The sequence below is a fragment of the Opitutus sp. GAS368 genome (assembly GCF_900104925.1).
In the GTDB taxonomy this organism is placed as follows: domain Bacteria; phylum Verrucomicrobiota; class Verrucomicrobiia; order Opitutales; family Opitutaceae; genus Lacunisphaera.
Map to the genome: position 1 here is coordinate 774,230 of NZ_LT629735.1, position 13,675 is coordinate 787,904.

Genomic DNA, 13,675 nt, shown 5'->3' on the forward strand with positions numbered 1-13,675 from the left:
GGCCGCATTTCCGCGTTTTCATTTCTCCGCAGGGCCGCATCTTGGGGGCCATGATGCGCCGTCTGCTGCTCCCCGCCGGTTTCTGCCTCGGCCTGACGCTGGCCGCGCAGACCACCCCGGCCGGCCCTGTCCGGCCCGAGGACACTCCCGCGCAGCCCGCCGCCGCGCCGGCGGAAGCGGCCCCGGCCGGCCCGCCCGTCGCCAACTGGATCGAGGCCCAGGTGGAGCTGCACCGCCGGGGATTCTCCTGCGGCTCGATCGACGGCCTGCGCGGGGCGCAGACCGCCGAGGCGCTGAAGGCCTTCCAACGCAACGAGGGTCTGAGCGAGACCGGCGAGCTCGACAAGGCGACCCTGACCCTCCTGCTCCTCACCGCCCCCGTCTATACCACCCACACCTTCACCGCGGAGGAGCTCGCCCGCCTCGAGCCCGTGCCCGACACCTGGCTCGGCAAATCGCAGCGCCCGGAGCTCTACTACGCCACGGCCTTGGAATTGATCGGCGAACAATACCACGCCAACCCGAAGTTCCTCCGCGCGCTGAACCCGGATTTCAACTGGGATGACATCCTGCCCGGCGCCACGGTCAAGGTGCCGGCGGTCGCGCCGTTCACCAGCCCGCTCAAGGTGGCACGTATCCATATCCGCCTCGCCGATCATGTGCTCGAGGCCACCACGGAGGAAGGGCAGATTGTTCTGCACTGCCCGGTGAGCATCGCGCGCAACGTCGACAAGCGCCCCGTCGGCGAGCTGCATGTGATCGTCGTGGCGCCCAACCCCGATTACACGTGGGATCCCGAGGTGTTCAGCGAGTCGCCCGAGGCGAAGGAACTGGGCCGCAAGCTCATCATCCCGCCCGGCCCGAACAATCCCGTGGGCCTCGCCTGGATCGGCCTGGACCGCACCGGTTACGGCATGCACGGCACGCCCGAGCCCGAAAAGGTCGGCCGGACCGAGTCGCATGGCTGCTTCCGCCTGGCCAACTGGGACGCCGTCGCCCTGCTGGCCCTCGTGCACATCGGGCTGCCCGTTGTGGTCGAGCCCTGAACCGCCCGGCGCGGTGGTGTCCTGATTCGGAATACGGATTGCGTTTTGTTGTAGGGCGGGATCACCGCATCCCGCCTCCGGTGGAGCGCAGAAGGCGGGATGCGGTGATCCCGCCCTACAATGTCAAATCAGGACACTACCCTTGGCGCGACCCCATTGACACGCCCGGCGCCACGGGGTATCAATCGAAGTTCACCCCGTGCGGCCCGTTTGCGCCGCTTCCCCACAACCCAAAGGAGATCAGTATGAAAAAGCATCAGTCCCTGATCGCGCTGGCGTGCACGCTGGCGCTGGCCCTGTCCGCCCCCCTCACCGGTCGTGCCGACGAAAAGGCCAAGAGTGACGACAAGCCCGCCGCCTCGACCGAGCCCATGTATTCCGTTTCCTGCCCGTCGCCGTGCGAGTTCACCGTCAAGAGCCACGACAAGGCCGAGCTCATCGCGGCCATCAAGGCGCATGCCAAGAGCCATCACAAGATGGACATGTCCGACAAGGACGTCGAAGGCATGATCAAGGTGAAGGAAGCCAAAAAGAGCTGAGCCTCCTTCCTCCGCCCTTGTTTTGCGAACCCCGCCCTCCCGGCGGGGTTTTTTATGGCCGGGGCCGGCGACCCGCGAACGGGGGTTTTCTTTTGGGAATTTTTGTGTCTTGTTGCCGCCATGTCGCCGCGCTTCCTGCTCCTCGCCGCCCTGCTCACGGTCCGCGCCTTCGCGGACGATTACACCAGGTCCATCGAGGATTGGCGCGCCGCGCGCGTCGCCCGCCTGACCACGCCGGACGGCTGGCTGACTCTCATCGGCCGGCATCTGCTCGCCCCGGGGACGAACACCGTGGGCACCGCGCCGGACAATTCCATCAAGCTCGCGTCCGGCCCTCCCTACCTCGCCACCGTCACGCTCGCCGCCGACCGCAAGATCACCCTCCAACCCAACCCGAGCGCGTTGCTGGAGGTGGACGGCGTGCCCACGCACCACCCGGCCGAACTGGTGGTCGAAAGCGAGAAGCCCACCAAGGTCACGTTCGGCACGGCGAGCTTCTATGTCATGCGCCGCGGCGAGGGCCTCTACCTGCGCGTGCGCGACAGCGCGGCCGCCGGCCGCGCGCACTTCGCCGGCCTCGATTATTTCCCCATCGATCCGGCGTGGCGCATCGAGGCCGCATGGGTGCCGTTCAACCCGGTCAGGCAGGTCAACATCACCAACCTGATCGGCGTGACCGAGCCCGCGCCCGTGCCGGGCCGGGCCGTGTTCACCCACCAGGGCCACACCGTCGAGCTGCTGCCGATCGACGAGGGCGGCGACGACCTGTTCTTCGTGCTCACCGACCTCACCGCCGGCGAGGACACCTACGAGGCTTCGCGTTTCCTCTACGCGCCCAAGCCAAAGGCCGGCGAGACGAAGGTCGTCCTTGATTTCAACCGGATGCAGAATCCGCCGTGCGCCTTCACCGCCTTCGCCACCTGCCCGCTCCCGCCGAAGGAAAACCGCCTGCCGTTCCGCGTCACCGCCGGGGAAAAGAAATACCGTGGAAACCACTGATACGCTGATCGCCGGCCGGAACGGTGCCCCGCGCGCGCACCCCGGCCTGCCGGACAACGGCCAGCGGGCCGTGCGCGCCGGGGGCCTCAAGCCCCTTCCCTGATGAAATCCTTCCCCGCAGCCGCGCTGGTCCTGCCGATCCTGCTCGGCCTGGCCGGCTGCGCAACGGACCGCGCCGTGCCGCCCGCCCCGCGGCCGGTGCTGGCCTACGCCATCGGCGCCGACCTGTCGTTCCTTCGTCAGGCCGAGGCCCGCGGCACAGTGTTCAAGGACCAGGGCGCGGCCCGGCCCGGTCTGCAAATCTTCCGCGACCACGGTTACAACTGGATCCGGCTGCGGATCTTCCCCACGCCTGACGAGCTGCCGAACGACCTCGCCTACACCCTGGCCCTCGCGCGCGAGGCGAAACAGCTCGGTTTCAAATTCCTGCTCGATTTCCACTACTCGGACACGTGGGCGGACCCCGCCAAGCAGTTCCTGCCCGCCGCCTGGACGGGCAAGTCGCATGCGGAACTGGTGAACCTGATCCACGACTACACCCGCGATACGATCCGGGCCTTCCGCGAGGCGGGCGTCATGCCCGACATGGTCCAGCCGGGCAACGAGATCATCAACGGCATGCTGTGGCCCGACGGCCGCCTGCCCGCGCAGTGGGACCACCTCGCCGCGCTCCTGAAATCCGCCATCGCCGGTGTCGACGCCGGGCGCGGCGATGCCCCGCGGCCGCGCATCATGATTCACATCGATCGCGGCGGCGACCGGGCCGGCACGCAGGCGTTTTTCGACCAATGCCTCGCGCGGGGGGTCGACTTCGATGTCATCGGCCAGAGTTATTATCCGTGGTGGCACGGCTCGATTCTCGACCTGCGGGAGAACCTCGCCTTCATGGCGGAGACCTACCGCAAAGACATCATCGTGGTGGAGACCGCCTACAATTGGCGCCCGGCCGAATACAAGTCGGGCGGCGCCCCGTTCCCCGAGACCCCGGAGGGCCAGCGCGGCTTCCTCGATGAGGTGAACCGCGCCGTCCTCGCCACCCCGCACGGCCTCGGCAAGGGGGTCTTCTGGTGGGAGCCGGCCGTGTCGCTCTCGCCGATCCACAGCCGCGGCATGTTCGACGCGGAAGGCAACGCGCTGCCGGTGATCTCCGTCTTCGACAGATTCGCCCGCGGCCATCCACCCAAGAAGTCCGCGCCCTGAGATTTTGACGGTCCGGGCCGCCCGACCTTGCCCCGGTCCTCGTTTCTGCCCGGTTGGTAGTGGGTCGGTTTGGTTTCTTCGCTGTGGTAGGTCGGGGTTTATCCCCGACAGGTTGCGTGGCATGTCGGGCCTATTACCAATCGCCTCAAGCTCGGGGGTGTCTTCAAACCTCCGAAAAGGACCACTAATGAGGATTACCTATTGAAGTTACATCGATCAGCTAGCGGGTAGGGCGAGTCGTCCCGACGAGCCGCTCCGTGCCACGGCTCATCCGGAGGATTCGCCCTACCTGGCCTCGCGTCTCATCTTTAGGTAATGCTCAATAATAGGATTTCACCCATGCTGAAATCCACCGAAACCGCTCCGGCTGATCGCCTGCGCGGTGGGTTTCGGGGGGCCCGCTAATCGCGGGCAGAGAGGGCGGCGATCAGCCGCCCCCTGAACCTGGCGGCGGAGGCGATCAGCCGGAGCAGTGAAAGGAGATTCCGCCGTTGGCGGAATCCTTTTAGTGGTCCCCCCTTCCGGGCTTTGAAAACACTCCCTATTACACTCTACACCAAGGTCGCCAAGACCGCGAAGCAGATCCTGCGAGGGGAAATATCTCTGCGTTCTTTGCGGCCTTCGTGCAAGAGCTTTGGGTGTTTGGTATAAAGCCCGACCTACATCAAACTGACCCACTACCGCCTGGTTGGGCCGCTTCCCTTCACCCCATGTAACCCCTCCGCTGCCTTCTGTTCTGCTTCCCCGCGCTGCTGGCTCTACGGCGCCGGGGCGGGCGTCGTGCTGACCAAGCTGGTTATCAAATAAAGCATCAACCCCTCTTGCCGCGCAGCGGGGAGCCGACAGTTTGCCGGCATGCCCCTCACCCCCACCCCCCGCTGGCTGTTTGCCTTGGCCGTCCTTGTCCCGGTGCTGCGCGCCGCTGAGCCCGGCTCACCCTCCAAGGTCTTGGCGAAGGAGGGCGAACCCGCGCCCGGCAAAACCCCGGGCCGCACCGGGCTGGTCGGCGTCGGGACGGACGGACGGCTGCGCTACCAGCCCTACACCTCGCGCGGCGACACGCTCCCGGATTTCTCCCATTGCGGCTACGCCGGCGGTGACCGGGCGATTCCCGACGCGGTCGTTCGGGAAACCCTCTCGCCGAAGGCCGGCGAAGGCGACGACAGCCCGCGGATCCAGGACGCGCTCGACCGCGTGGCCGCCCTGCCCCCCGGTGCGGACGGCCTGCGGGGCGCCGTGCTGCTCCAGCGCGGCACCTACACCTGCAATGCCCCGCTGCACCTTCGCGCCAGTGGCGTCGTGCTGCGCGGCGAAGGCGACGGCGAGGCTGGCACGGTCCTCACGGCCGCCTTCCGGAAGGCCGGGCCGCTCGTGCTCGTCGGCGGCGCGGAAAGCCCGAAGGAGGACGCCAGGAGCCGCGTGGAGATCACGGACGACTACGTGCCGGTCGGCGCCACGAACCTGAACGTCGCCGATGCCGCCGGCTACGCGGTCGGCCAGACGGTGTTCGTCACGCGCCGGGGCAACGCCGCGTGGATCCACACCATCGGCATGGACCGCATCCAACCGCGCGCCAGCGATCCGCATTCCACCAAGCAATGGACGCCCTTCGACCTGAAGTTCGACCGGGTCATCACTGCGATCGACGGCCACCGCGTCACGGTCGACGCACCGATCGCCTGCGCGATCGATCAACAATGGGGCGGCGGCGCGCTGGGGCGTTGCATGGGCCCGGACCGGATCGAGCACTGCGGCGTCGAGTCGCTGCGCGGCATCTCCATCTACGACGCGAAGAAGACCGCCCGATACCAGGGCGAGACCGTCTTCGTCGATGAGGACCACGCCACCTACCTCGTGCAGTTCAACCACGTGAAGAATGCCTGGGCGCGCAACCTCACCACGCTGCATTTCTACCACGGCCCGGCCTACGTCAACGACACGGCCAAGTGGATCACCGTGCAGGACTGCCGCGCGTTGGCGCCCGTGTCGGTCATCACGGGCGGCCGGCGTTATCCCTACTGCGTGCTCGGCCAGCTGGTGCTGGTGCAGCGCTGCTTCTCGTCGGAGGCGCGGCACGCCTTTGTGTTCGGCGCGCGGGTGGCCGGCCCGAACGTGTTTTTCGACTGCCGCTCCGAGCACGACTACGCCACCAGCGAGCCGCACCACCGCTGGTCCGTCGGCGGGCTTTACGACAACGTCGACGCCCACCTGGCCATCCAGGACCGGCAGTGGATGGGCTCGGGCCATGGCTGGGCCGGCGCCAATTACGTCGTCTGGAACTCGCAGGGCGAACTGGTCTGCCAGCAGCCGCCCACCGCGCAGAACTTCGCCATCGGTTTCACGGGCCAGCGCACCAAGGGCGCCTTCGAGCGGCCGGACGGCTGGTGGGAGAGCACCGGTACCCGCGTCGAGCCGGGCAGCCTGTTCCTCGCGCAACGCCGCGACCGGTTGGGGCACGACTGACGTCGTTTCCTGTAGGAGCCTGCTTGCAGGCGATTCGGGGCATACGCCATCGCTTGTAAACAAGCTCCTACAAATCCACCGCCCATCCCGCGGAAAAGCCGCCGGCATCTGCGGACTCGCCAAGCCGGGCCGGGCCGTTGAATGATGCGGCCCATGGAGACCACCGCGCCCCGTCCGCCTGCCGTCAAGTTCATCTTTGTCACGCTGACGCTTGCCATCATGGGCTTCGGCCTGCTCATCCCGGTCCTGCCGAAGCTCATCGTGCAGTTCCGCGGCGGCGACCTCACGAGCGGCTCGCACACCTACGGCATCATCTTCACCATCTACGCGCTGATGCAGTTCATCGGCTCGCCGATCCTCGGTTCGTTGTCCGACCGGTTCGGCCGCCGCCGCATCATCCTGATCGCCACGGCCGGCTCGGCCATCGACTACGTGATCATGGCCTGCGCCCCGTCGCTCTGGTGGCTCTTCGTGGCGCGGACGATCGCCGGGTTCACGGCCGGCGTCTTCGCCACGGCCAACGCCTACATCGTGGACGTCACGCCACCGGAGAAGCGCGCCGGTGCCTTCGGTCTGCTGGGCGGCGCGTTCGGCATTGGTTTCGTTCTCGGTCCGCTGCTCGGCGGCTTCCTGGCGGAGTATGACCTGCGGCTGCCCTTCTGGGTCGCGGCCGGCTGCTCGGCCACCAACTGGCTGTGGGGGTTCTTCGTGCTGCCCGAATCCCTCCAGCCCGGGAACCGCCGCGACTTTTCCTGGGCCCGCGCCAACCCCTTCGGCGCACTGGCCGCGCTCAAGAATTTCCCCGCGGTGCTCGGGCTGGTCGAGTCCTACTTCCTCCTGATGATGGCGCAGGCCGTGACCTTCTCCACCTGGGCGCTCTACACGGACTACCGGTATCATTGGTCTCCGCGCATGGTCGGCTTCTCGCTGATGTTCGCCGGCGTGATGTCCGGCGTGTTCCAGGCCGTGCTCGTGCGGCGCATCGTGCCCAAGCTGGGTGAAACCCGCGCCGTGCTGACCGGCCTGTGCATCTCCTGCCTCGGCTACCTGGCCTATGGCTCCGCCACGCAGGGCTGGATGATCTTCGTGATCGTCGTGTTCGTCTGCATGGCCGGCGTCGCCGGGCCGGCGTTGCAGTCGTATATCAGCCGGCACGTGCCCGCGAACCAACAGGGCGCGGTGCAGGGCGTGTTGAGCGGCCTGCAGAGTCTCGGCATGATCCCCGGCGGGCTCATGGCGACCTGGAGCTTCGGCTGGGCGATCTCGCCGGACCGGTCGTATCACGTGCCCGGCCTCGCCTTCTTCGAGGCGTCGTTGCTCGTCTTCATCGCCCTGGTGCTCGTGCAGCGCAGCTTCCGCAAGGATGTGGCCGCGGCCGCCGCGAAGGCGGCGGCCTGACGGTCCGAAAAATTTCCGCGTGCGCGGCCAACCAAACCGCCGCCACCGCCGGTTGAGCGCACTTCCCCGATCCCTCGACCGCCTGCGGAATTGATCCATCCGGAAGCGGGCTCCCTGCGTGGACCAGTTGTCTGGTAAATTACCGCAAACGCCCCGGACTGGGGTGGTATCAGCCGGACTCATGCAGTCAGAGCAGGTGGAACCGGGCCTCCGGACCGGTTTTCTATACCGTGCGCCGAAGCAACCCGTCCGGAGGCCGGGTTCCACCTTTCAGTCCATCTCTCTTCGGGGGATTTTAGTTCAACTGCATGAGTCCGGATCAGACAAGTTCGGTTCATATTGTAGGAGCCTGCTTGCAGGCGATTCAGGCGTTGGGGATTGGCTCCGCGGGTCAAATCGCCTGCCAGCAGGCTCCTACATTCGGAAACTGGTCTCTTGGGATTATGCAGTGAACTTATCTGGTGGGACATTAGGGTGTTTTCCCCGTAAACATCGCATATATATAGCATTTAGACTCAAAAATTGAGCATTTAGGCCTGCTCTCTGCTTGATTGTCGGTCCAGCGGGGCCATGCTTCCGCCCCGAACAGATCGATTGGCTTACCGGCAAAGACCGCCGGTGAAGCGACTTAAACACCTAACCAAATCAAGTCATGAGCAAACGCTCCGTAAGTGGATTACGGCAGGCCTGCGCGTTAATCGCGTGCGCCTCCCTCAACGTGGTTGCTGGCTACGCCCAGCAATCTGCTGCTGAAACGCCCGTGAAACTGGAAAAGTTCGTCGTCACGGGATCGAACATTCCTTCCACGCTCACGGCCGGCGAAGCCGATGCGCTCCCGGTCGTCTCGATCGACCGCAAGGCGATCGATGCCACGGGCTACTCGACCGCCGCCGATCTGCTGCAGAAGATCACGGCCTCCAACGGTGGCGCGGTCCCGATCTCCAACAACGCCACCGGGTTCACCCCGGCCGCCGCGTCCATCTCGCTGCACGGCCTCGGGCCGGAAGCCACGCTGGTGCTGATCAACGGCCACCGCGTGGCTGATTATCCGATCGGCAATGGCGGCCAGACCGCCTTCGTCGACCTCAACAGCATTCCGCTTTCGGCGGTCGAGCGCATCGAGGTGCTCACCAGCGGCGCTTCGGCCATTTACGGCGCCGATGCCGTCGCCGGCGTGGTGAACATCATCTTCCGGAAAAACTTCGATGGCGCCCAGGCTACCTTCAAGTATGGCAATACGACCAACAAGGACTCCCATGAGCTCGTCGCGAGCTTTGTCCAGGGCGTCTCGAATGAAACCGGCAGCCTCACCGCCGGCCTGGATTATTTCAGCCGGGCGGCGATCTTCAACCATGACCGCTCCTACTCGACGATCCCGCCGTATGTGAGCACCAACGCCATTCCGATCAACGCCCAGATCACCACGGCGGCCTATGACCAGGCCCTCGGCCTGCCCGCCGGCACCCGGCCCCCGGGCGTGACCAAGGACGTGTTCTACGCCGACCCCGGCGTGTTCCCCGGCGCTTCGGGCGGCAACTCCGTCCCCGCGGACGGCAATATCGTGCCCGGCAGCACCAACAAGGGTAACACCCCCGCCAGCCAGTATATCTACTCGAACGGCCGCCAGTCGGTCTGGAACTTCAACCAGACCTCCGGCGCTTATCCCGCCTTCTCGCACTACGGCGCCTTCGTCAACGGCGAGCGCAAGCTGTTCGGCATGGATAACGTCAAGGCCTACGTCGACATGTCCTACCAGCACAACTTCTCGGAGTCGCAGCTCGCTCCCCTGGCGACCGGCACGTTCACCACTCCGGGCAGCGTGGAGTATGTCATTCCGGCCAACACCCCCAACCCGTTGCCCACGCCCGATGGTCGCGCCCGTGCGGCCGCCCCGGGAGCCTACAATCCGTTCAATCCGTTCAACGTCGACATCACCGGCGGCACCAAATTCCGCCTGTTTGAGTTCGGCAACCGCATCCTCAAGTCCGACAGCGACGCCTTCATGGCCACCGCGGGCGTGAAGATGGACCATATCCTGGACACTTGGAACGTGGACATGGGTGCCCGTTACAGCACCATCGGCGTGCACCAGGACTTCAAGCTGGTTTCGACCTCGCGCTTCAACCAGATCGTAAACGCCAACGACCCGATCTTCAACCCGGCCAGCTCGACCTACATCGGCACGACCACGCCCTACAATCCGTTCGGCTATTCCCCCGACAACCCGATCCCGTCGAACGCCCTCACCGTCAACTACGCGACGGTCCACGTGAAGGACCAGTTCACGAGCTATCTCCGCAATCCCTTCTTCACCGTGAGCTCCGGTGAAGTCGCCAAGCTCCCGGCCGGTGACATCGGCGCCGCCCTGGGCGTCGACTACCGCATCGAGACCCTCGAGCAGAATCCCGACGCGATCAGCCTGCTCGGTGACGATGGCAGTGGTGCGGAAAACTTCGTCAACAAGAGCCGCAGCGTCCTCGCCTTCTTCGGTGAGATCAAGGTGCCGCTGATCAGCCCGAGCCAGCACATCCCCGGCGCCTATGACCTGTCGGTCCAGGCGGCGGCGCGCGATGAGCGCTTCCTCACCAGCAAACAGAGCAAGCTGGTGCCTGAGGTGGCCTTCCGTTATCAGCCGATTGACGACACCCTCACCCTCCGCGCCAGCTTCGGCAAGGGTATCCGCCAGCCCTCCCTGTTCGAGTTGTATGGCGGCACGGTCAACGGCCTCACGGCGCTGGTGGATCCGCGCACCGGCACCGGCCTCCCGGAAACCCCCACGCAGCAGGGTTCCAACACCGCCCTCCGGTCTGAGGAGACCAAGACCTACACCGCCGGCATTGTCTGGTCCCCCAAGGCATACGGTCTGAAGGGTTTCACGGCCAACGTCGACTGGTGGCGCGTGGAACGCGTGGGCACGGTCATCTCGAACCCGCAGAACGTGCTGGATCGCCGCTTTGGCGCCTCGCCGGGCGGACTGCAGCCGGGTGAATCCGTCACCCTGGACGGTGCCGGCACCATTCTCGGTGTCACCGCTCCCTACATCAATGCGGGCCAGACGATTGCCCAAGGCTTCGATTTCGAGGCCAGCTATGTGCAGAACACCGCCTCCCTGGGCCGGTTCGACTACGGTGTCGGCGGCACCTACTTCTATTCGTTCAAGCAGTCCTTCATCCTCGGCCAGCCGGTGACGGAGCAGATCGGCACCGATGCCAGCGGCGGTCAGGGTCTGGACGGCTACATCAAGTGGAAGACCAAGGCCAACATCGACTGGAACTACAAGAACTTCGACACCTTCGCGGTGCTCAATTACACCGGTGGCTTCCTCGACTACGATGCCGACGGCAATCCGTTCAACGTGAAGGCCATGATCACCCTGGATCTCCAGTTCAGCTATACCTTCCACGACGGCATGCTCACCAAGTATATGGACAACACGAAGCTCACGATCGGCGGACTCAACGTGCTGGATAAGAACCCCCCGTTCTCGTCCGGCAGCGGCAGCAACGCCTCGGGCTATCCCGGGTTCCTCTACGACTCCACGGGACGCTTCCTCTACGTGCAGCTGAGCCGGAAGTTCTGATCCCGCCCAGGCGGAATCCCGTTTCGCTCTTCAGCGCCCGCCCTCACCGGCGGGCGCTTTTTTTGCCCGTGAATCCGGCGGAGCACGGAGTTCTCGGGACAAACACCGGGCTGGCAGAAGCCAGCAACGGTGTAACCCTCGCCATCAGCGCCGCCAGCGCGAAGCGCGGCAAGGCGGCTGGCGAAGAACTCAGGACATGCACCGGGTGGCCAGCAGGCCACAACGGTGTAGCCCCATGCTGGCAGATTAGCCGCAGCGAAGGGCTGCGCGACTGATCCCGGGCGCCCAGCAGGGCGCAACAGGAAGCCAGCAACGGTGTAAACACCCAAAGCTTTTACACGAAGGCCGCAAAGAACGCAGAGATATTTCCCATCGCAGGATCTGCTTCGCGGTCTTGGCGACCTTGGTGTAGAGTGTAGTAGCTTGAGGCGATTGGCCTAAAGCCCGACCTACATCAAACTGACCCACCCCGTCGCTCCGCGCCATCGGCCGTCGCCGGGCCCATGGCCGACAGGCCCCTCTCCAGAAGGGAGTATCGGCCGGCGTTGGTTTGGGTCCCCTCTGGAGAGGGGTGCCCGCCAGGGCGGGGTGTGTCGCCCGGGGCGTCCTCTACCTGACGGAGGAGTGATAAACGCTTGTCAGGCCGCTTGGGCGGCGGAAGATTTCCCCATGCGCCTGCGTCTTTTCTGCCTGGGTCTGCTTCTCGCCGCCGTCGCCGGCCCGGCCTGGTCGGCCGGATTTCTCGAAAGCCTGAGCCCGGAGCAGAAGAAGCAGATGGGACTGGACGGGCTCACCGCCGCCCAGGCGGCCGCCGTCAACGACGCGGTGGCGCACTACCAGGCCGGCAACGTCGCCGCGCTCACGCAGCAGGCCGCCGCCACCGCCGTCGCCGACTACAAGGCGAAGCAGGAACCGGTCGTGGTGGCTCACGCCGTGAATGTCGCCCGGCAAAGGCAGGCGGAGGAGAATCAGGAACGGGTCGCCTGCCACATCCGCGGCTCCTTTAACGGCTGGTCGGGCGGCACGCTCTTCACCATGGACAACGGGCAGGTCTGGCAGCAGACGGGCAGCGAGGTCTATTACACCCCGCCGGTCGACGACGCGATCGTCGAGGTGCGCAAGGCCTCCAGCGGCTACCACCGCCTGTATCTGTCGGACGGCCGCTGGATCACGGTGAAGCGCGTGCGCTGATTTGCCCGTGAATCCGGCGTAGCGCGGAGTGCTCGGGACATTCGCCCCGGCGCAGGCCGGTGGACGAACCCCGTGATGCCAGCAGGCATCAACAGGGCACACCGGGCCCGTAGCTCAGCCGCGACGAAGGTCGCGCGACTGATCCCGGGCGCCCAGCAGGGCGCAACAGGAAGCGGGCAACGGCGGCCCGTGAATCCGGTGCAGGGTCGGCGCTTGGCCTGTCCTTCATAGCCTTGGTGACGGAGGATCGTCGGACCTGATTTCGCCATGAGCCCCGGCCCGGCGACAAGCACCGGCCCTACAGTCTACAGCAAACACTCTGCGCTCTCCGCGCCTGCCAGCCATAGGCCCGGCGAAGGCTGGACCTCTGTATTGAAACCACCCTGGCTCAGGCCTTCGGCGGGCCGCCAAAATGGGCTTTATGGGCGGCATAACCCGCCAGATCCGAAAGCATCGACTCGATCGTGGCCGCCAGCGGCTCGATCTTCACCATGCCGGAGAACACCGCCTTGTCGCCGATCTCGCTCGTGAGGATGAACGCCGGGCGCTGGTCGATCTGGTGCGCGAAGAACTCCGCCGTGCTGGCCTGGATCCGCGCGGCCACCTCGGCCGACTCGGCCCGGGCGCGCAATTTTTTGCCGTCGAGCTCTTGCCGCGCCGAAGCCTGGCGAAGGCGGGTGGTCGCCTTCACCGCCACCTTGATCGCCGCGTCCATCGAGGCGACCTTGAGGCCGTCGCGGTCCGCCGCGTGGGCCAGCGCCAGCCGCAGCTCGTCGCCGGTGAGCCCGAAATCCTTGCCCGCCTCCGCCACGTAGCTGGCGGCGGGGAACAGCCCCTCGCGCCACGGCTCCAGCCAGCCCGAGTTCAGCATGAAGGGCGACTTCATCATCAGGCCGCTGCGGCGGTAGAACCAGTCGCACTGCTCGCGCGAGACCGGGTAGTCCTCCCGGCGCATCAGCGCGATCTTCCACTCGAAGTCCACGCGGCCGGCGTAGCGGCGCTGCAGCTCGGCCCAGGTCGGCTCGACCCAGTAGCACCACGATGAAATGACCTCGAGATAGTAGGTGACTTTCATGCCGCGAGGCTCGCGGCATCCCGGCGGTGCGTCAATTGCTCAGCGCGGCACTCCGCACACAGCACCACGCAACCCGGGCCAAGACAGTTTAAACCACGGAAAACACCGACGGCGGCTTTGCGTAGATGGCGAAGCCATACACCGAAGGAATTCTTACAGGAGGAAACGGAGGTAACCGAGGTTG

At 65.8% G+C, this 13,675-nt stretch carries 9 protein-coding genes; 8 read left to right on the forward strand and 1 reads right to left on the reverse strand.

Features of this window, described 5'->3' with window-relative positions; genetic code table 11:
• Positions 1 to 50: 50 nt before the first annotated feature.
• The 8 genes from BLU29_RS03385 to BLU29_RS03420 all read left to right on the forward strand — a co-directional run bounded on the left by BLU29_RS03385 (position 51) and on the right by BLU29_RS03420 (position 12,416).
• Complete coding sequence (locus BLU29_RS03385; protein ID WP_091055166.1) at positions 51 to 1,046, forward strand: L,D-transpeptidase; 996 nt, start codon at positions 51 to 53, stop codon at positions 1,044 to 1,046.
• Between the two features lie 245 nt (positions 1,047 to 1,291).
• Positions 1,292 to 1,585 (forward strand): DUF1059 domain-containing protein, encoded by a 294-nt coding sequence (locus tag BLU29_RS03390; RefSeq protein WP_091055167.1) that lies wholly within the window; start codon positions 1,292 to 1,294, stop codon positions 1,583 to 1,585.
• A gap of 120 nt (positions 1,586 to 1,705) precedes the next feature.
• Positions 1,706 to 2,584 carry a DUF1684 domain-containing protein gene (locus tag BLU29_RS03395; protein WP_091055168.1) on the forward strand — a complete coding sequence of 293 codons (879 nt, stop codon included), beginning with the start codon at positions 1,706 to 1,708 and terminating at the stop codon, positions 2,582 to 2,584.
• 102 nt (positions 2,585 to 2,686) lie between these two features.
• Positions 2,687 to 3,784 carry a glycosyl hydrolase 53 family protein gene (locus BLU29_RS03400; RefSeq protein ID WP_091055169.1) on the forward strand — a complete coding sequence of 366 codons (1,098 nt, stop codon included), beginning with the start codon at positions 2,687 to 2,689 and terminating at the stop codon, positions 3,782 to 3,784.
• 855 nt (positions 3,785 to 4,639) lie between these two features.
• Entirely contained in the window at positions 4,640 to 6,247 is a 1,608-nt protein-coding gene (locus BLU29_RS03405) for a hypothetical protein (RefSeq protein ID WP_091055170.1), read from the forward strand.
• A 153-nt stretch (positions 6,248 to 6,400) separates the two neighbouring features.
• Positions 6,401 to 7,645, forward strand: coding sequence for a TCR/Tet family MFS transporter (locus tag BLU29_RS03410; protein WP_157693591.1), 1,245 nt, complete (start codon positions 6,401 to 6,403; stop codon positions 7,643 to 7,645).
• A gap of 652 nt (positions 7,646 to 8,297) precedes the next feature.
• A complete protein-coding gene (locus BLU29_RS03415; protein WP_091055172.1) occupies positions 8,298 to 11,225 on the forward strand; it encodes a TonB-dependent receptor in 2,928 nt (975 codons plus the stop codon).
• 669 nt (positions 11,226 to 11,894) lie between these two features.
• Entirely contained in the window at positions 11,895 to 12,416 is a 522-nt protein-coding gene (locus BLU29_RS03420) for a hypothetical protein (protein ID WP_091055173.1), read from the forward strand.
• 388 nt (positions 12,417 to 12,804) lie between these two features.
• Here BLU29_RS03420 and BLU29_RS03425 read toward each other — a convergent pair whose 3' ends face one another.
• Positions 12,805 to 13,491, reverse strand: a complete 687-nt coding sequence (locus tag BLU29_RS03425) for a disulfide bond formation protein DsbA (protein ID WP_091055174.1) — start codon at positions 13,489 to 13,491, stop codon at positions 12,805 to 12,807.
• Between the last annotated feature and the right edge of the window lie 184 nt (positions 13,492 to 13,675).